Annotated in this window: 12 protein-coding genes; 9 read left to right on the top strand and 3 right to left on the bottom strand. The window is 74.6% G+C overall.

Features of this window, described 5'->3' with window-relative positions; translation table 11 throughout:
* The first annotated feature begins 87 nt into the window (after positions 1-87).
* From VT52_RS16920 to moeZ, 6 genes are all read left to right on the top strand, one after another.
* A complete protein-coding gene (locus VT52_RS16920) occupies positions 88-1,404 on the top strand; it encodes a DUF3152 domain-containing protein (protein WP_420856287.1) in 1,317 nt (438 codons plus the stop codon).
* A 390-nt stretch (positions 1,405-1,794) separates the two neighbouring features.
* A complete protein-coding gene (locus tag VT52_RS16925; RefSeq protein ID WP_079175083.1) occupies positions 1,795-3,438 on the top strand; it encodes a DUF3492 domain-containing protein in 1,644 nt (547 codons plus the stop codon).
* Positions 3,439-4,217: 779 nt separating this feature from the next.
* The gene (locus tag VT52_RS16930; RefSeq protein ID WP_046421425.1) at positions 4,218-5,354 is read left to right on the top strand and encodes a hypothetical protein; all 1,137 of its coding nucleotides are present in this window, start codon (positions 4,218-4,220) and stop codon (positions 5,352-5,354) included.
* Positions 5,355-5,462: 108 nt separating this feature from the next.
* Positions 5,463-6,422: an NAD-dependent epimerase/dehydratase family protein gene (locus tag VT52_RS16935; RefSeq protein ID WP_046421394.1), complete on the top strand. Its 960-nt coding sequence runs from the start codon at positions 5,463-5,465 to the stop codon at positions 6,420-6,422.
* Complete coding sequence (locus VT52_RS16940) at positions 6,410-7,186, top strand: spherulation-specific family 4 protein (protein ID WP_046421395.1); 777 nt, start codon at positions 6,410-6,412, stop codon at positions 7,184-7,186. The genes VT52_RS16935 and VT52_RS16940 overlap by 13 nt, the downstream gene beginning before the upstream one ends.
* A 63-nt stretch (positions 7,187-7,249) precedes the next feature.
* Positions 7,250-8,428 (top strand): adenylyltransferase/sulfurtransferase MoeZ, encoded by a 1,179-nt coding sequence (moeZ, locus tag VT52_RS16945; protein ID WP_046421397.1) that lies wholly within the window; start codon positions 7,250-7,252, stop codon positions 8,426-8,428.
* Between the two features lie 87 nt (positions 8,429-8,515).
* On the opposite strand, the gene VT52_RS16950 is transcribed toward moeZ, so the two are convergent.
* A complete protein-coding gene (locus VT52_RS16950; protein ID WP_046421398.1) occupies positions 8,516-8,983 on the bottom strand; it encodes a MarR family winged helix-turn-helix transcriptional regulator in 468 nt (155 codons plus the stop codon).
* A 164-nt stretch (positions 8,984-9,147) separates the two neighbouring features.
* Here VT52_RS16950 and VT52_RS16955 point away from each other — a divergent pair, with 164 nt between their 5' ends.
* Complete coding sequence (locus VT52_RS16955) at positions 9,148-10,122, top strand: alpha/beta hydrolase (RefSeq protein ID WP_046421400.1); 975 nt, start codon at positions 9,148-9,150, stop codon at positions 10,120-10,122.
* A 21-nt stretch (positions 10,123-10,143) separates the two neighbouring features.
* Here VT52_RS16955 and VT52_RS16960 read toward each other — a convergent pair whose 3' ends face one another.
* Entirely contained in the window at positions 10,144-11,733 is a 1,590-nt protein-coding gene (locus VT52_RS16960; protein ID WP_046421401.1) for an alpha/beta hydrolase, read from the bottom strand.
* 130 nt (positions 11,734-11,863) lie between these two features.
* Positions 11,864-14,764 carry a lysylphosphatidylglycerol synthase domain-containing protein gene (locus tag VT52_RS16965; protein ID WP_046421403.1) on the bottom strand — a complete coding sequence of 967 codons (2,901 nt, stop codon included), beginning with the start codon at positions 14,762-14,764 and terminating at the stop codon, positions 11,864-11,866.
* A 186-nt stretch (positions 14,765-14,950) separates the two neighbouring features.
* Between VT52_RS16965 and VT52_RS16970 the strand changes: the two genes are divergently transcribed.
* Both VT52_RS16970 and VT52_RS16975 read left to right on the top strand, forming a co-directional pair.
* A complete protein-coding gene (locus VT52_RS16970) occupies positions 14,951-15,334 on the top strand; it encodes an MGMT family protein (RefSeq protein WP_046421404.1) in 384 nt (127 codons plus the stop codon).
* 206 nt (positions 15,335-15,540) lie between these two features.
* On the top strand, positions 15,541-18,882 hold the full coding sequence (locus VT52_RS16975) for an ATP-dependent helicase (protein WP_079175084.1): 3,342 nt from the start codon (positions 15,541-15,543) through the stop codon (positions 18,880-18,882).
* Position 18,883 lies beyond the last annotated feature (1 nt).

An 18,883-nucleotide genomic window follows, 5' to 3' on the forward strand; every position in this document is an offset into this window, starting at 1 on the left:
GAGGGTCCGGAGATAGCGGCGAAGAGTGAGCGGGGGGCGGCGGGCCGCGGCACGCCGAGGCTGCCGGACGGGACGCCGGGACACGGAGTGCCGAGATCCCCGGAAGGAGCGGCGGGGCGTGGCGCGCCGCGCGGACCAGAGGGGGCGGCGGGGCGTGGCGCCGCGCGCGGGCCAGAGGGGACACCGGCCCGTGGTGTTCCGCGGCTGCCCGGGGGTACGCCCGCCCGGGGTGTTCCGAAGTCCCCCGACGGCACGCCCGCGCACGGCGAGCCGCGCGGTCCCGGCGGGGGTGCCGCCCGCGGCGGGCATCCCGAGCAGCGAGAACCCGGCGGCGGCTGGGGGGAGTTCCCGGCGCGGGCCGCGCCCGGGACCGATGCGCACGGGGTCGTGCTGCCCCGGCAGCGGCAGACGGGGCCGGCCGGTCCCGCCGGCCCGGCCGGGCATGGGCCCCGGCAGGATTATCTGGACGCCTTCGACGGCGGTGCCGTCGGCGCCGGCGGCGATGGGAAGTCCGGAGGCGTCCGCGCGAAGGAGCGGCCGGCCGGGGAGCCGGGGCCGGAAGCGGGGCCGCGGGCCCAGGCGCCCGTCGCCGGCGTGGACGGGGCGGCGCCGCCCGCACAGCGCGGGAACATGGGGCGGGCCTTCACCGGTATCGCCGCGGCCGCCGTCACCACCGTGCTCGCGGTGGTCGTCGCCGGGCAGGTGACCGAGGGACGCGACACCGGCGCGCGGACCGGGCACTCCGCGCCGGACCAGGGCGCCGACGCGCACGCCGGGTCCACCGCGACGCCGAGCGCGGCGCCGCTCACGTACGAGCAGAAGATGGACCGCACGTATCCGGTGAGCGCCACTCTCAAGGCGTCCGGGAAGTTCGACACCGTACCCGGGTTCGACAAGGCGCCCGGCACCGGTCGGAAGTACCGCTACCGGGTCGACGTCGAGCAGGGTCTCGGCCTGGACGGCGCGCTGTTCGCCGAGGCCGTGCAGAAGACGCTGAACGACGACCGCAGCTGGGGGCACGGCGGCACCCGTACCTTCGAACGGATCTCCTCCGGCGAACCCGACTTCGTGATCACCCTGGCCAGTCCCGGCACCACCGCCACCTGGTGCGCCAAGTCCGGCCTGGACACCGCCGAGGAAAACGTCTCCTGCGACTCGGCCGCCACCCGGCGCGTGATGATCAACGCGTACCGCTGGGCCCAGGGGAGCAAGACGTACGGCGACAAGATCCATATGTACCGGCAGATGCTGATCAACCACGAGGTCGGTCACCGGCTCGGCCACAACCACGTCACCTGCGAGAAGAACGGCGAACTGGCGCCGGTCATGCAGCAGCAGACCAAGTTCCTCGACCACGACGGCATCCACTGCCTGCCCAACGCCTGGCCCTACCCCAGCAGTTGACAGCCCGCGCTCATGTCGCACCGGCATGAGGAGCACGCCCACCGCGGGCCGGAGCCGTCACCGGGCCGGACCCGTCACCGGGGCGAGCCGCGCACCGGGTCGAACCCCGCCGTCCGGACGGCCCGCCAGGACCCTGTTTCCCCTCGGGCATCGCCGCGGCGCGGGCGAGTCCGCCGCCGGCCCGCCCCGCACGGCGTGACGCCCGGTACCCGCGCGAGTGCCTAGCGCGACGAAACGCGGTTCGCGCGGGAAAGTTACGCGCGTTCACCCCTTCTGGTGGTGCGACGGACAACCGTCCGTCGCACCACCCTCTTGTCCGCTTACGTTCGTCCCGCTGTGAGCCGCCGGGACCAACGGCGGCCGACCAGAAGGAAGATCGGGGGTGCACGCGTGCGCACGGGACTGCTGACAGAAGGCGGCTATCCGTTCGTGAACGGTGACGCCGGCCTCTGGTGCGACCGGCTGGTGCGCGGGCTCGGGCAGCACGAGTTCGACCTCTACGCGCTCAGCCGCAGCAGGCACCAGGAGGAACAGGGCCTGCTCCCACTGCCGCCCCAGGTGACCCGGGTCCGTACGGCACCGCTGTGGACGGCCGAGGGCGACGGCGGGGCGGTCGGGTACGGACGGCGCGCGCGCCGGCGCTTCACCGAACACTACGGCGAACTGGCCGGCGCGGTGTGCGCGGCGGCGGACCGCAGCGCCCCCGCGGCCGTGGCGGACCGTTTCGCCAACGGTCTGTACGGGCTCGCCGAACTCGCCCGCGAGGAGGGCGGACTCGGCGCGGCGCTCCGCTCCGACCTCGGCGTCCGCACCCTGGAGCGCGCCTGCCGCGCGCCCGGCGCGCCGGGCACGGCGCGCGAGGCGCGCGTAGCCGATCTGCTCACCGTCACCGGTCACCTCGAACGCGCCCTGCGCCCCCTCTCCCTGGACTGGTACGGCGACGACGCGCTCGGCGCGGCCGACCTCTGCCACGCCACGTCCGGCGGGCCCGCCGCCCTCCCCGGGCTGCTCGCCCGGCACTTCGGCGGGGTGCCGCTGCTGGTCACCGAGTACGGCGTCCATCTGCGCGCCCACTACCTGGACCGGGGGGCCGGGGCGGCGCCCGCGGTGCGGGCCCTGCTCGCCGCGTTCCACGGACGGCTGGCCACCGAGATCTACCGGCGCGCCGAGATCCTCACCCCGGGCAACGCGCACGCCCGCCGCTGGCAGGAGCGGTGCGGGGCGGACCGGGCCAGGATCCGCACCGTGTACCCCGGCATGGCGGCCGGCGGCTTCACCGAGGCCGGCGAGTCACCGGACCGCGCGGACCCGGACACCCTGGTCTGGGTCGGGCGCGTCGAACCCGCCAAGGACCTGGTCTCCCTGCTGCACGCCTTCGCGGAGGTACGCAGGCGGGAGCCCGGGGCCCGGCTCCGCGTCGTCGGCTCGCCGGCCGGACCCGAGGGCGCGGCGTATCTCGGGCACTGCCGGGCGCTCGCGGCCCAGCTCTTCCCGGACGAGGCGGAGGGGGCGCACGCGGTCGGCTGCAACCCGGTCTCCTTCGACGAGATCGGCAGCCCGGACGCCCCCACGCTGCCCGAGGTGTACGCCTCCGGTGCCGTCGTCGTGCTCTCCAGCGTCGTGGAGGGGTTCCCGACCGGACTCATCGAGGCCATGCTCTGCGGCCGGGCGACCGTTTCGACGGACGCCGGCGCGGTGGTCGAGGTGATCGGCGGCACGGGACTGGTCGTACCCCCGCGCAATCCGCGGGCGCTCGCCGATGCGTGTGTGGCGCTGCTGCGCGACCCCGAGCGCCGTGCGCGTCTCGGTGCGGCGGCGCGCGCTCGGGCGCTGGAGCTGTTCACCGTCGAGCAGAACGTCAGGGCGTTCCACGGCATCTACCTGGAGATCGTCTCCCACTGCCCGGTCCGCCGCGACCTCCTCGACGCGTCCGGCGCGCCGCTTCCCTTCGCGGCCCCCGCCGAATCCCACGTCCCCGCCCACTGGCCCGCCACCCCTACCTGGGCCCTCCCGACCACGGAGCCCGCCCGATGAGCGACACACCGAGAATGCCGAGCGGCGGGGTGCCCTGGGGGGCGGGCGGCGACGGGCACAGACCCTCGTCCGGAACGGATCCGGGGCCGCGGGAGGGGACCTCGGCCCGAGTGACTCCGGCAGCGGGGGAGTGGCCGCGGCCGACGGCCGGGGCGGACCGGGCCGTCTCCGCCGGAGGGCGGCACGGCGGCGAGATCTCCGTGAACTGGCCGGACGCCCCGGACGACTCGCCCTCCGCACCCGTCGCCGGGATCCTCGCCGTCGACCACCCCGCCGCCGCTCCGGGTCCGGCCGGAACCTTCCCTGCCGGGGGGCCGCGTGCGGGCGAGAGCCCCGTGCGCCAGCCGGGTGCCGCGTGTGACCTGCCCCCCGTACCCGGCGCGCGGGATCTCCCCGCGGGCTTCTCCGCCCACGCGCCCGGCCCGGCCGGAATCTCCTCCGTCGGGGAACCGCGTGCCGGCGAGCCTGCGACGAGCCGTCCGGACGTCTCGCCCGCCGCGCGCTTCGTGCCCGGTGCCGGGGTTTTCACCGCCGGTGCGCGGGCTCTCCCCGCCGGCCTCCCCGGTCACGTTCCCGGTCCGGCCGGAACGTCCTCCGTCGGGGGACCGTGTGCGGCAGAGTCCTCCGCGGGCCGGCCGGACGCGTCGGCGGTCCCGCGTTCCGTGTCCGCGTCCTCCGGTTCCGGGGTGATCCTCTCCAAGTCCCGTGCCGGTGGGCGCCGTACATCCGCGATCCCCGCCGACGGCCCGCCCGCCCCCGCGAGCCGGCCACCGGCCCCCATGCCCGCCGCCAACCGCGGGGCCGTCCCCCGCCGCCCCTCCGGTGACCCCGTCAAAGCGTTGCTCCACCGCCACCGCGACCTGTGCGAGCGGGCCGTCGACGCCCTGGAGATCGCGGCCGGGCTGGAGGCGCAGGGGATCACCGACCGGACGGCGGCGCGGTTTCGGCACCGGGACGTCTTCTCGCTGGCCGAGGAGCTCTACGCGAGGGTGCCGCGTGCCGGGGAGCCCCGGGCGGAGCCCACGCCTGCCCTGCCCGTGCCCCGGGTCGGGGCGGCGTGGGCGCTGTCGAGCCCGCTGCCCGGGATCGCCGGGGCGGGCACCGTGGCCGCCATGCGGCTCACGCAGGGGCAGCCGCGGCTGCTCGTGGCCGTGGCCGGGATCGCCCTCCTGGCCCTCGCGACCCGCGCGGCGCTGCGCACCGGACCCCTGGCCGCGCGAAACGGCCCCCGCCGCGGCCGTGCCCGGCGGGGAATCCTCGCCCCGTGGACGCTCTGGCTGCTCGGATACGCGCTGTTCGGGGACGGCCTGCTGCACAACGTGCTCACCGGCGGCCCCGACACGCTGCCCGACGGCGCGCCCGGCGGCGCCTGGCCCACCGCCACCGCGCCCGCGCTCGCGCTCACCCTGGCCCTCGTGCCGGCGGCCTGGTGCGCGTACCTCCTCACCGCGGGCGCCCGGCGCAGACTCGCCGGCAGCCGGGGCCTCGGAGACTTCACGGCCGCCGCGCGACCACTGCTGCTCGGCACGTTCGCCCTCTTCCTCGGCGCGCTCGCCGCGCTGCTCCTGGGGTGCGCGACGGTCCTCGGCGAACCCGCGGCCTACCCGCAGACGCTCACCCTCGGCGCCCTGCTCCTGCTCGCCCGCCTGCTCGTCGCGCACGGGCACCGGCACGCCCCCGCGCTCGTCCTCGGCGCCGCCGCGGTCACGGAGGCGGTGGCCCTCGCCCTGCCCCTGGCCGGCCGGCTGCCCCACTGCGGCCTGCTCGCGCTTCCCGTCCGGACCCTGACGGACGCTGTGGGCGAGCCCGCCGTACCGGCCCTCGCCTGCGGCACCGCCGCGCTGGCCCTGCTGCTGCACGCCGGTCGCACGCTCACCCGCGCCTCCGCACACGCACCCACCGGAACGACCGGGTGAGCGCCGGCTCGCGCCCCTGAACCGACAGCACCACCCCCTTGAAGGAGACCTCCAGATGTCCACCTCCCACCAGGGAGCCCCCGAACCCCTCACCCAGGGAGCCGCCCGATGAGGGTCCTGCTGATCGGAGCCAATGGTTACCTCGGCCGGTTCGTCGCCGAGCGGCTGCTCGCCGACCCCGCCGTACAGCTCACCGCGCTCGGACGGGGCGACGACGCGGACGTCCGGTTCGACCTCGCCACCGGCAGCCCCGGCGCGCTCACCCGGTTCCTGGGGGCGGTGCACCCCGGGGTCGTCATCAACTGCGCCGGCGCCACCCGCGGCGGCGCCCGGGAGCTGACCCGGCACAACACCGTCGCCGTGGCCACCGTGTGCGAGGCGCTGCGGCGCAGCGGCTGCGGCGCGCGGCTCGTGCAGATCGGCTGCGGCGCGGAGTACGGTCCCAGCCAGCCCGGTTCGTCCACGGCCGAGGACGCCGTACCGCGGCCCGGCGGCCCCTACGGCGTCAGCAAGCTCGCCGCCACCGAACTCGTCCTCGGCTCCGGCCTGGACGCCGTTGTGCTGCGCGTCTTCTCGCCCTGCGGCCCCGGCACCCCGGCGGGCTCCCCGCTCGGCCGGCTCGCCGAGGCGATGCGCCGAGCGATGCAGTCGGGCGACGGGGAGCTGAAGCTCGCCGGGCTCGGCGTGCAGCGCGACTTCGTGGACGTACGCGATGTCGCCCGCGCCGTGCACGCCGCCTCGCTCTCCGCCGCGCAGGGTGTGATCAACATCGGCTCGGGCCGCGCCGTGCGGCTGCGCGACGCCGCCGGGATCCTCGCCCGCGTGGCCGGATACGGCGGCGCGCTGCACGAACTCGACGCTCCGTCCGGCCCGTTGCGCGGCGGCCTCGGCCACCCCCGGGCCGAGGCCGAGCACACGGCCCCGGCGGCCTTCCCCTACCCGGACGGCTGCGGCGGCTGGCAGCAGGCCGATGTGCGCACCGCGCGCGACCGGCTCGGCTGGCGGCCGCGCATCAACCTCGAAGAGTCCCTGGCCGACATCTGGATGGAGGCGGCATGCCGCATCTGACCAGCGCCGAGGGCGCCACCGGCGCGTCCGGCACCATCGGGGGCGCGACCGGGACCGCCGCACGCACCGCCCTCGGCGTCCCCGGTTTCGCCCACCCCCTCGTCGCCCCCGCCCAGTGGGCCGCGCTCGCCCGCCCCGGCACCCCGCTGGACTGGGTGGTGCTCGATGTGGCCGGCGGCCCCGGCGCCCGCCCCGACCCGCACTGCCTGGCGGCCGCGGACCCGCTGCACCACGCGGGGGTGCGCGTCCTCGGCCGCCTCGACCTGGCGCAGGGCGTCCGCGCCCACGCCGATCTGATCCGCGACGCCCACCGCTACCTCGACTGGTACCGGGTCGACGGCTTCCTGCTGGACCGCTGCCCCGTCGGCCGGGGTGAACTCGACGGGGTCCGCCGGGTGCTCGGTGACCTGCGGGCGATCACCGACACCGCCCATCTCGTCCTCGGCCACGGCACCCATCCGCACCCGGACTACGCGGAGCACGCCGACCAGCTGGTGACCTTCTCGGGCCCCTGGTCCGACTACCGCTGGTCGCAGGTGGCGGAGTGGACGGCCGACCATCCCCCCGAGCGGTTCTGCCACTTCGTGCACGGCGTGCCGCGCGGGCATCTGGAGGAGGCGCTGCGTGTCGCGCGCTGGCAGGGCGCGGCCACGGTCTACTTCACGGACCGCACCGCGGGCCGGGGCTCCGGGGACCCCTGGGAGGCGATGCCCGGCTACTGGGACGAAATCGTCTCGCACCTCGGAACAGGTGTCTCGGAATGAAGAAGGGCGTGGCAGTGTTACCACCAGAACAAACGTAGTGATCGACCGACCAACGGAGTCCCCGTGTCGCTGCCACCCCTGGTCGAGCCCGCTTCCGAGCTCACCGTAGACGAGGTCCGCAGGTACTCCCGCCACCTGATCATCCCCGATGTGGGCATGGACGGGCAGAAGCGGCTGAAGAACGCCAAGGTGCTGTGCGTGGGCGCCGGCGGCCTGGGCTCGCCCGCGCTGATGTACCTGGCCGCGGCGGGCGTCGGCACGCTCGGCATCGTGGAGTTCGACGAGGTCGACGAGTCGAACCTGCAGCGCCAGATCATCCACAGCCAGTCCGACATCGGCCGCTCCAAGGCCGAGTCCGCGCGTGACACCGTCAAGGGCATCAACCCCTATGTGAACGTGGTCCTTCACGAGGAGCGGCTCGAAGCCGAGAACGTGATGGACATCTTCAGCCAGTACGACCTGATCGTGGACGGCACGGACAACTTCGCCACCCGCTACCTGGTCAACGACGCCTGTGTGCTGCTGAACAAGCCGTACATCTGGGGTTCGATCTACCGCTTCGACGGCCAGGCCTCGGTCTTCTGGTCCGAGCACGGCCCCTGCTACCGCTGCCTCTACCCGGAGCCCCCGCCCCCGGGCATGGTCCCCTCCTGTGCCGAGGGCGGCGTGCTCGGCGTGCTGTGCGCGTCGATCGGCTCCATCCAGGTCAACGAGGCCATCAAGCTCCTCGCGGGCATCGGCGACCCGCTGGTCGGCCGTCTGATGATCTACGACGCCCTGGAGATGCAGTACCGCCAGGTCAAGATCCGCAAGGACCCGAACTGCGCGGTCTGCGGCGAGAACCCGACCGTCACCGAGCTCATCGACTACGAGGCCTTCTGCGGCGTCGTCTCCGAGGAGGCGCAGGAGGCGGCCGCCGGTTCGACGATCACTCCCAAGCAGCTCAAGGAGTGGATCGACGACGGCGAGAACATCGAGATCATCGACGTCCGCGAGCCGAACGAGTACGAGATCGTCTCCATCCCGGGCGCCACGCTGATCCCGAAGAACGAGTTCCTCATGGGCACCGCCCTGGAGTCGCTGCCCCAGGACAAGAAGATCGTCTTGCATTGCAAGACGGGTGTCCGCAGTGCGGAAGTCCTCGCGGTCCTGAAGTCCGCGGGCTTCTCCGACGCCGTCCATGTCGGCGGCGGCGTCATCGGCTGGGTCAACCAGATCGAGCCGCACAAGCCGGTCTACTGACCGACTCCGACCGCTGCCGGGAGGCCCGGGGCCCTGAACCGAGTTCAGGGCCCCGGGCCTCCCGCGTTGTCCGGCCGTTCCGTCCCTCTATCCGGCCGTCACGTTCGTCGTGAGCAGCCGCAGCAGGTGTTTGGCCGCGGCGTTCTGCTCCGGGGTGAGGCCCATGGCGTCGCCGATGGCCAAGGGGACCGCGTGGGCCTTCGCGCGCAGGGCGGTGCCGGGTCCGGTGAGGCGGACGGTGACGGAGCGTTCGTCCTCGGGGCGGCGCTCGCGGCGCACGAGACCGGCCGCCTCCAGGCGCTTGAGCAGCGGGGAGAGCGTGCTGGACTCCAGCTGGAGCGCGCTGCCCAGGTCGCCGACGGAGAGTGCGTCCCGCTCCCAGAGGGCCAGCATCACCAGGTACTGCGGATAGGTCAGGCCCAGCTCGTCCAGCAGGGGGCGGTAGCGCGCGGTGACCGCGCGCGAGGCCGTGTACAGGGCGAAGCAGAGCTGATCCCGCAGCAGGAGCGAGCCCTGTGCGGGGGTGCCCGGTCCGGGCTGCGTTTCCTGGGCCATGGCCGCGGCCCTCCCTTGTGAAGGAAAAGTCCTATTTTAGCAGTGACCTGACGGCCGCTATTGGATCGTGCACAACTTAGTTGCGCACGATCTAATCGGGCAGTATCTTTCTCCGTGTAACAGCCGGCCGGACCCACCGCCGGCCCGACACCCGGGAGCCCCGCATGTCCGAGACCACCGAGACCACCGCCCGCCCGGTGCTGGAGCCGGCCGCCGCCGCCTTCGCCGAGGCCACCGCGAACCCGCCGTACCTCTTCGACCTCGGTCCGGCCGAGGGCCGCAAGGCCGTCGACGAGGTGCAGTCCGGGGAGATCGAGAAGCCGGCCGTCGACGAGGAGTGGGTGAACGTGCAGGGCGGGCCCACCGGTTCCGTCCGCGCCCGCGTCGTGCGCCCGGCCGGAGCCACCGGCACCCTCCCGGTGATCGTCTACATCCACGGCGCCGGCTGGGTGTTCGGCAACGCGCACACCCACGACCGCCTGGTCCGAGAACTGGCCGTCGGCGCCCGCGCGGCCGTCGTCTTCCCCGAGTACGACCTCGCGCCCGAGGCCCGCTACCCGGTCGCCGTCGAGCAGAACTACGCCGTCGCCCAGTGGGTCGTCCGCGAGGGTGCCGCGCACGGCCTGGACGCCACCCGGATCGCGGTCGCCGGCGACTCCGTCGGCGGCAACATGTCGGCCGCGCTCACCCTGATGGCCAAGGATCGCGGTGACGTCCCGCTGGTCCAGCAGGTGCTGTTCTACCCGGTCACCGACGCGTCCTTCGACACCCCGTCGTACCACCAGTTCGCCGAGGGCTACTTCCTGCGCCGCGACGCCATGCGGTGGTTCTGGGACCAGTACACGACGGACGAGGGACAGCGCGCCGAGATCACCGCGTCGCCGCTGCGCGCCACCACCGAGCAGCTCACCGGCCTGCCCCCGGCGCTGGTCATCACCGGTGAGGCCGATGTGCTGCGGGACGAGGGCGAGGCCTACGCCGCCCGGCTCCGCGCCGCCGGGGTGCCGGTGACCGCCGTGCGCTACCAGGGCGTCATCCACGACTTCGTGATGCTCGACGCGCTGCGCGGGACCCAGGCCGCCGGGGCCGCCATCGCCCAGGCCGTCGCCGTCCTGCGCACCGCGCTCGGCACGGTGTGACCCGGCGGGCCCGCGCGCGGCTCAGCCGCAGACCGAACCCGCCTTCGGGGTCGTCCCGTGCAGCAGGTACGCGTTCACCTTGCTCTGCACGCACGGGTCCTTGCTGTCGTACGCGCCGTGCCCCTGGCCCTTGAACGTCAGCTGGACGCCGACACCCTTGCCGAGGGCCTCCGCCATCCGCCGCGCGCCCTCGTAGGGGGTGGCCGGGTCGCCGGTGTTGCCGACGACCAGGATCGGCGCCGAACCGGGGGCGCTGACGTCCGGGTGGTCGGTGGCGCCGGGGACGGCCCAGTCGGTGCAGCCCACCATGCCCCAGGCGAGGAAGTCCCCGAACAGCGGCGAGGCGGCGTGGAACTCGGGGAGCACGCGGCGGACGTCGGCGACGGTGTAACGGGGCTTCTCGTCCGCGCAGTTGATCGCCACGTTCGCCGAGGCGATGTTGCTGTAGTGGCCGTTCTCGTCCCGGCCGTTCATCGCGTCGGACAGCACCATCAGAACCTTGCCGTCACCGTCGTACGCCTGCTCAAGGCCCTCGGTGAGGTACTCCCAGAAGTCCTTCGAGTACAGGGACTGCGCGATGCCGTTGGTCGCCGCGGTCTGGGTGAGCACGCGCGGGGCGATCGCCGGGATCGGCTTCTTCTCCAGGTCGGCCAGGAGTTTCGCGATACGGCTCTCGACGTCCTGCCGGGTGTCCCCGATCGGACAGCCCTCCGGCTTGGAGACGCAGTCCTCGGCGAAGTTGTCGAGGGCCAGCTGGAAGCCCTTCGCCTGGCCGAGCGCGCTCTGCTCGGGGTTCTCCGTGGGATCCACCACTCCGTCGAACACCGCCCGCCCGACGTGTGCGGGGAACAAGTGGGCGTAGACACCGCCGAGCTGGGTGCCGTACGAGATGCCGAAGTAGTGCAGCTTGGCGTCGCCGAGCACGCGCCGCATCAGATCGATGTCACGGGCCGCGTCGGTGGTGCGCACGTACGGCAGCACCTCCCCGGACTTGTTCTCGCAGCCCGCGTTGAAGTTCTTGGTGCGCTGGACCAGTCGGGCGCGCTCGGCGGCGTTGTCCGGGGTCGCGTCCTGCTGGAAGTACGTGTCGAGCTGGGCGTCGGTCCTGCACGTCACCGGCGCGCTGCGGCCCACCCCGCGCGGATCGAAGCTGACCAGGTCGTAGCGGGTGCGCAGGGTCGCGTAGTCCTGGGCGAACGCGGGCAGCGCGGTGACCCCGCTGCCGCCGGGGCCGCCGAAGTTGAAGACGAGCGAGCCGATCCGCTCGCTCGCGGGCCCGCTGGCCCTGGCCCGGATCAGGGCGATGCCGATGGTGGACCCCTGCGGCCTGCTCCAGTCCAGGGGCGCCCGCATGGTGGCGCACTCCCACCCGGCGCCGTTCGGCAGCGCGGACGGCGCGCTCCCGCCGCCCTCCGCCTCGTCCGGGGCCGGGCAGGCCGTCCAGTCCAGCGTCTGCGACGTCAGGGACGCGTACGACGCGGTGGCGCCGGTGCCGGCGTCGTCGTCGCCGCAACCGGCCAGCAGGGCGGCCAGCAGCACGGCGGTCGTCGTCAGGGCGGTGGTACGCGGCCAGGGGTGAGCGGCGGCTCGCAGCCGGGGGGGAGAGGCCATGTCCCCATCCTGCGGGCCCGCGCGCCGGGCCGCGCGGGGCACGGGCCGTACGAGGTACGAGGGTCGCGGGGCCGGTCGCACGGGGACTCCGGAGGGTTTCCCCGCCCGGGTCGGCCGGGGAACCGCGGGGCTACAGGGCTCCCTTGCGGGTCAGGTGGTTGAACGCCAGCCAGCCCGGCAGCACCGGCAGCCACAGCGTCATCAGCCGGAACAGCAGTACGGCGGGGGCCGCGACCTCCTTGGGCAGACCGAAGGCGATCAGGCCGAGGGTGAGGCTCGCCTCGATCGCGCCGACGCCGCCAGGGGTGGGCGCGGCCGAGCCGAGCGCGTTGCCGGCGAGGAAGACGACCGCGACGCTGGCGATGCTCAGGGTGGTCATGCCGTGCCCGAAGGCGCGCACCGCGGCATCGAGGCACATCACGTTGCACGCGGTCAGCAGCAGCATGCCGCCGATGCCGGTGACCAGCTTCTGCGGCCGCTGGAGCACATCGAGCATGCGGGGCACCACACCGGCGAACAGCGACCTGACCCGGGTGACCACGAACTTCCGCAGGAACGGCACCGAGGTCACCACCAGCACCAGCACCGCGACGGTCAGCAGACCCGCGATCACGGTGCGGGACGGTGACAGCGAGGGCGTCTTCTCGGTGCCGGTCAGATAGCCGAAGGACAGCAGCATCAGGATGTGGCAGCCGAGCCCGAACAGCTGCGAGGCGCCGACGCTCGCCACCGCGAGCCCCGGGCGCACGCCCGCGCGCTGGAGGAAGCGCGTGTTCAGTGCCACGCCGCCGACCGCCGCCGGCGCCACGATCTTCACGAAGGAACCGGCGACCTGCGCCGCCACCGTCCGCGGGAACGGCACCCGCTCCGGCACGAAGCCCAGCAGCGCCATCGCCGCCGCCACGTAGCTGAGCGCCGAGAACAGTGCCGCCGCGATCACCCAGCTCCACTGGGCCTGCGCGAACAGCGTGCCGAACTGGATGTGGGTGAGCTGCGTCAGCAGGAAGTACGCGCCGATCGCGCCGGCGATGAAGCTGATCAGCGTGCGCGGGCGCACCCGCTCCAGACGGGCCGGCTGCACCGGGGCCTGCGGCCTGATCCGCAGTACCTGGTGCCGGATCTGGGTGAGCAGGTCCTCCTCGCGGGCCTCCTCCAACGCTTCGTCGATCGCCCGCCGCTCGGCCCGCTGTTCCGCTCGTACGACCTTCTTGTCGGACTTCTCCAGTTTGTTGAGCCTGTCGAGCTGCTCGTCGGCGTCCGCGCCCTCGTCGAGGGTCGTCCCGTTCGCCTCCGCGGCCTCCCGCAGCCGGGCCAGCTTGGCCTGCCGGGACGCCTCCAGGACCGCGTCCCGCTCCCGCTGGGCACGCTCGCGGCCCAGCCTGCGCAGCGTGTTGCGGGTGGAACGGGTGAGCGCGATCGGCTGGAGCATCGGCAGGCAGTCGGCCACCGTGTCCGGCCCGAGCACCTCGACCGCCGAGGCCACCGCGCGCTCCGCGCCGACCCGCAGGCCCAGCGTGGTCAGCAGCTGGGCGACGTCCATGCGCAGCAGCAGCTCACCGGCCGCGATCTCGCCGCCGCGCAGCTCGGCCAGGATCACCTTGCCGGACCCGTCGACCAGGATCGCGTCCCCGGCCAGCCTGCGGTGCGCGATGCGCCGCGACTGGAGAGCGCGCACCTGGGACCAGGTGCCGCGCAGCAGATCGTCGGTGATCTCCTCGTCGGTCAGCGCGTCCAGCGTGCGCCCGCCGGTGTGCTCGTAGACCAGCATCACCGCGTCCGGGCCCAGCTCCGAGGTGGCGATCAGCTTCGGCGCGTTGGCGCCCGCCGCGATCGCCGCGTAGGCCAGCAGCGCCTCCTGCTCCAGCGCCTGGCGCAGCGACTGGAGGCTGGAGCGGGTGGCGAAGCCGCGCAGGGTGAGGTTGCGCCACGCCCGGTAGAAGAAGCCCTGGGCCTGCTGTTCCCGGTCCACGACCGTGACGTCCAGCGGCGGGCCGTCCTCCAGGGTGACGAAGTAACGCCGGCCCCGGTCGCCGTTCTCGCTCTCCACGACCTCCTCGCGGGCCGCGCCGACCGGGCGGAAGCCGACGTGGCGCAGGCCCGCCAGCAGGGTCCGGCCGGTGGGGCGGACGTTGGGCGAGCCGACCGCGTACAGCGTGCCGTAGGCCACCGACCAGCCGATCAGCACCGTCAGGACGATGGAGAAGGCGGTCGTGTAGCCGGTGACGAGCATGGAGAACGCGTCCAGCAGCAGCACGATCCACAGCACCGAGCGCCAGCGGGGTCTGCGGGACATGCCGACGGCCGTCATGTAGGCGATGACGGGTGCCAGGTAGCCGTGCACGGGGTCGGTCAGGGCGTGCACGTCGACCGGCGACGGCTGGGTCAGGGCGTCCTGGATCGAGCTCGGGGCGGCCCGCGCGACCCACAGGTCGGTGGCGAGCGTCACCCCGTGCGCGAGAACGGCCGCCAGGACGCCGTCGGCGATGCGCAGCCCGTCACGTTTGATCAGCCGCTCGATCGCGAAGGCGACCGGGACCAGCAGGATCGCGATGCTGGACGCCAGCCCCGCGAATCTGATCAGCAGGTCGGGGGCCTGCCCGGTGCCCTTGTTGATGTCCTGTTCGAGGCCTGAGGTGGTGCCGTGCGCGAACGCGGCGACGGCGAGCAGCACCACGATGGCGAGCAGGCCGACCAGGAGCCGCATCAGATCGGAGGGCCGGTGCACCCGGGCGGGGAGCAGGGGCTCGTCGCCCTCCACCGGGTCCGGGTGGTCCGGGTCCGGCCGGTCGGCGTGCGGTTCCGTGTGCGGATCGCCGTCGTCCGCGTCGTCCGCGGAGCCGCTCCGGCCGGTCGGCGGGTTCTGCGGGATGTGCGCCCCCTCGGTGCGTTCCGCCTCGGTGCGTTCCGTGTCCGCGGGGTGCGGCTCCCGGTGGGCGTCCTGGCCGCCCTCGCCCGTACGGCCTGTGTCCGGGCGTGCGCCGGCGTCAGGGGTGCCCGACCCGCCCTCGGGGTGCACTCCCTGCTGTTTCATGATCTCTTCTTGGTCTCGTATCACCGGTCACCGCCCGCACGATGGTGGCATGTCCCACCGACACACGCGGGCGCCAGGGTGTGATTGTGCGGTCGTACAGTCTGCCGGAAGCGCCGCCCGGGGGCGAGAGAGCGTTCGCTCCCGCGGGCTCCCGCGATGTCGGCCGGGTGCGGCAGGATGGGGCGAATGAGCGAGCAGAGCCCCGGCACTGAGCCGCGCGAGACGCATCCGGACGACCTGCCCGAGTACGCCGAGCGGGTCCTCGCGGTCGCCGAGCTGATCCCGCCGGGACGGGTCATGACGTACGGCGATGTCGCCGAATGGCTGGAGGAGGGCGGCCCGCGCCAGGTCGGCCGGGTGATGTCCCTGTACGGCGGCGCCGTGCCGTGGTGGCGCGTCGTACGCTCCGACGGGGCGCTGCTGCCGGGCCACGAACTGCGCGCGCTCGCGCACTACCGCGCCGAGGCCACACCGCTGCGCGAGGCGGGCAGGAGTACCGAGGGCCACCTGCCGCGGCTCGACATGCGGCGGGCCCGGTGGGACGGCGGTGCGGACGCGGGTCACACCTGACAGCTTCCGCCATAGGAGGCGGTCGGCGGCAACCTGTAGTCCGAACGGGTGATACCCGGGACGTCCGTGGCATGCCGTACGTTCGAGAGTCGGCGGTGTCGCGCCGGCGGCCCGTGCGCACCTCACCCGGAGCTCACCGCCCCGCGCGCGCGAGCGCCCGCTCGCCCGCACGACCAGCAGTACGACCACCAGGACCGGCCAACCACGTGAGCTCCTCCTCCTCCCCCGGACACCCGCCGCACCCCGAGGCGCGGCGGGGTAGCCGCGGCGCGTACCGCCTGGTCCGTACCCCGCCGTCCCGGACGGCTCCTCCTGTTCTGGACGCCGCCCAGCGCGCCGTGGTTGACCACCGCGCCGGACCCCTGCTCGTGCTCGCGGGGCCCGGCACCGGCAAGACGACCACCCTGGTCGAGTCGGTGGCCGCGCGGATCGCCCGGGGTGCCGATCCCGACCGCGTCCTGGTGCTCACGTTCAGCCGCCGGGCCGCCGTCGACCTGCGCGACCGGATGGCCCTGCGCATCGGCGCGGCCCGCGCCCCCCGGGCGACCACCTTCCACTCGTACAGCTACGCCCTGGTCCGCGCCCACCAGGACAGCGGGCTGTTCGTCGAGCCGCTGCGGCTGCTCTCCGGCCCCGAGCAGGACGTCACCGTCCGCGAGCTGCTGGCCGGGCAGCCCGAGCTGGAGCGGCTGGGGCTGACCCATGTGCGCTGGCCGGACGAGCTGCGCGCCTGCCTGACCACGCGCGGCTTCGCCGACGAGGTGCGCGCCGTCCTCGCCCGCAGCCGTGAGCTGGGCCTCGCCCCGGACGCCCTGGACGCGTTCGCCCGCCGCATCGGCCGGCCCGACTGGCGCGCGGCCGCCGCCTTCCTCGCCGAGTACCTGGACGTGCTCGACCTCCAGGGCGTGATCGACTACGCCGAGCTGGTGCACCGCGCGGTCCTGCTCGCCCGCCGCCCGGAGGTCGCCGCGGGCCTCGCCGCGCGGTACGACGCCGTGTACGTGGACGAGTACCAGGACACCGACCCCGCCCAGGTACGGCTCCTGCGCGCGCTGGCCGGCGGGGGCCGCACCCTGGTCGCCCTCGGCGACCCCGACCAGTCGATCTACACCTTCCGGGGCGCCGACGTGAACGGCATCCTCGGCTTCCCGGAGGCATTCCCGCGCACCGACGGCGCACCGGCACCCGTCCAGGTGCTGCGCACCAACCGCCGCTCCGGCGCGACCCTGCTGGCCGCGACCCGGCTGATCACCCGGCGGATGCCGCTGCCCCGGCTGCCCGCCGACAAGGTGCGCGCCCACCGGGAGCCGGCCGCGGCCCGAGACGGCGGCCGGGTCGAGGTCCACACGTACCCGACCCCGGGCACCGAGCTGGACAACATCGCGGACATCCTGCGCCGCGCCCACCTGGAGGACGGCCTCCCCTGGCGCGAGATGGCCGTCCTGGTCCGCGCCGGAGCCCGCTCCCTGCCGACCCTGCGCCGCGCCCTGACCGCGGCGGGCGTCCCCCTGGACATCGACGGCGACGACCTCCCCCTGCGCCACGAGCCCGCGGTGGCCCCGCTGCTGACGGCGCTGCGCGCGGTGGCGAGGGCGGAGGCGCGGGGGACGGGCGAGGCGGGCGAAGCGGCCGCCGGCCAGGAGGAGCGGGGGTCCGGCCGCGCCGAGCGACCCCGCTGGCTCGACACCGAGACCGCGCTCACCCTGCTCGCCTCGCCCCTCGCCGGCATGGACGCCGCCGATCTGCGCCGGCTGGGGCGGGCCCTGCGGGAGGAGGAGCGGGCCGGCGGCAACATGGTGCCGCCGCCCTCGGACGAACTGCTCACACGAGCGCTCGCCGAGCCGGAGCGGCTGGCGGTGCACGACCCGGCGTACGCCCGCGGAGCCCAGCGTCTCGGCGCGCTCCTGCGCACGGCCCGCGAGCGTCTCGCGGACGGCGGTACCGCCGAGGAGGCGCTGTGGGACCTGTGGAACGGCACGCCCTGGCCCGGCCGCCTGGAGCGGGCCGCCCGGCGCGGCGGCGCGGCCGGCCGCAACGCCGACCGGGACCTGGACGCCGTCTGCGCCCTGTTCGCCACCGCGGCGCGCGCCGAGGAGCGCACCGGCGGCCGTGGCGCCCTGAACTTCCTGGCCGAGATCGAGGCCGAGGACATCGCCGCCGACACGCTGACCCGCCGCGCCGTACGGCCCGACGCCGTCCGCCTGATGACCGCGCACCGCGCCAAGGGCCTGGAGTGGCGCCTGGTCGTCGTCGCCGGCGTCCAGGAGGGCCTGTGGCCGGACCTCAGACGCCGTGGCTCGCTCCTGGAGGCCGACCGCATCGGCCGCGACGGACTCGCCGAACCGCTCACCCCAGGCGCGCTGCTCGCCGAGGAGCGCCGGCTCTTCTACGCCGCCGCCACCCGCGCGCGCGACCGCCTGGTCGTCACAGCCGTGAAGGCACCCGCCGAGGACGGCGACCAGCCCTCCCGGTTCCTGACCGAGCTGGGCGTCGAGCCGAAGGACGTCACCGGCCGCCCCCGCCGCCCGCTGGCCGTCGCGGCGCTGGTGGCCGAGCTGCGCGCCACCACCGTCGACCCGGCCGCCTCCGACGCCCTGCGCGAGGCCGCCGCCCGCCGCCTGGCCCGGCTCGCCGCGCTCACCGACGAGGACGACCGCCCCCTCGTACCGGCCGCCCACCCCTCCCGCTGGTGGGGCATGTTCGAGCCGACCGAGAGCAAGGTGCCGCTGCGCCACCGCGACCAGCCCGTCGTGCTGTCCGGCAGCGCCCTCGACCAGCTCGCCAACACCTGCGCCCTCCAGTGGTTCCTGGGCCGCGAGGTGAAGGCCGACGCGCCCGCCACCACCGCCCAGGGCTTCGGCAACGTCGTGCACGTCCTTGCCGACGAGGTCGCCTCCGGGCGGACCCCGGCCGACCTGGACGTCCTCATGGAGCGCCTGGACTCGGTGTGGAACGCGCTCGCCTTCGACGCGCCCTGGAAGTCGCGCCAGGAGAAGGACAACGCCCGCGCGGCACTCGAACGCTTCCTCAACTGGCATGTCCTGAACCGCTCCGCCCGGACTTCCGTCGCCAGCGAGCAGGACTTCGACGTCACCCTGGAGGCGGGCGACTACCAGGTCCGCATCCGGGGCCAGATGGACCGGGTCGAGACGGACGCCGAGGGCCGCGCCTACGTGGTCGACTTCAAGACCGGCAAACAGGCGCCCACCGCGCGCGAGGTGCAGCGCCACCCCCAGCTGGCCGTCTACCAGCTCGCCGTCCGCGAGGGCGCCGTCGACACCGCCCTCGGCGGGGAGCACCCCGAGCCCGGCGGCGCCGAACTGGTGCACCTGAGGCAGGGCGCCGCCAAACGCGACGGCGGCGAGACCCTGCCCAAGGTGCAGACCCAGGAGCCGCTCACCGGGGAGTGGGTCGGCGAGCTGCTGGCCACCGCCGCCGGGAAGGTCCTGGACGAGCGGTTCGGCCCGAGCGCCGGCCAGCACTGCGCCCACTGCGACTTCCGCGCCTCCTGCAGCGCACGCCCCGAGGGACGGCACGTGGTGGAGTGAC

It is taken from the genome of Streptomyces malaysiense (assembly GCF_000980885.2).
GTDB classification, from domain to species: Bacteria; Actinomycetota; Actinomycetes; order Streptomycetales; family Streptomycetaceae; genus Streptomyces; species Streptomyces malaysiense.

Coding starts and splice junctions, on each gene's coding strand:
- VT52_RS16940 (WP_046421395.1), top strand. CDS start 6,410: ATGCCGCATCTGACCAGCGCCGAGGGCGCCACCGGCGCGTCCGGCACC.
- VT52_RS16955 (WP_046421400.1), top strand. CDS start 9,148: ATGTCCGAGACCACCGAGACCACCGCCCGCCCGGTGCTGGAGCCGGCC.
- VT52_RS16970 (WP_046421404.1), top strand. CDS start 14,951: ATGAGCGAGCAGAGCCCCGGCACTGAGCCGCGCGAGACGCATCCGGAC.
- VT52_RS16960 (WP_046421401.1), bottom strand. CDS start 11,733: ATGGCCTCTCCCCCCCGGCTGCGAGCCGCCGCTCACCCCTGGCCGCGT.
- VT52_RS16950 (WP_046421398.1), bottom strand. CDS start 8,983: ATGGCCCAGGAAACGCAGCCCGGACCGGGCACCCCCGCACAGGGCTCG.
- VT52_RS16935 (WP_046421394.1), top strand. CDS start 5,463: ATGAGGGTCCTGCTGATCGGAGCCAATGGTTACCTCGGCCGGTTCGTC.
- VT52_RS16965 (WP_046421403.1), bottom strand. CDS start 14,764: ATGAAACAGCAGGGAGTGCACCCCGAGGGCGGGTCGGGCACCCCTGAC.
- VT52_RS16930 (WP_046421425.1), top strand. CDS start 4,218: ATGCCCGCCGCCAACCGCGGGGCCGTCCCCCGCCGCCCCTCCGGTGAC.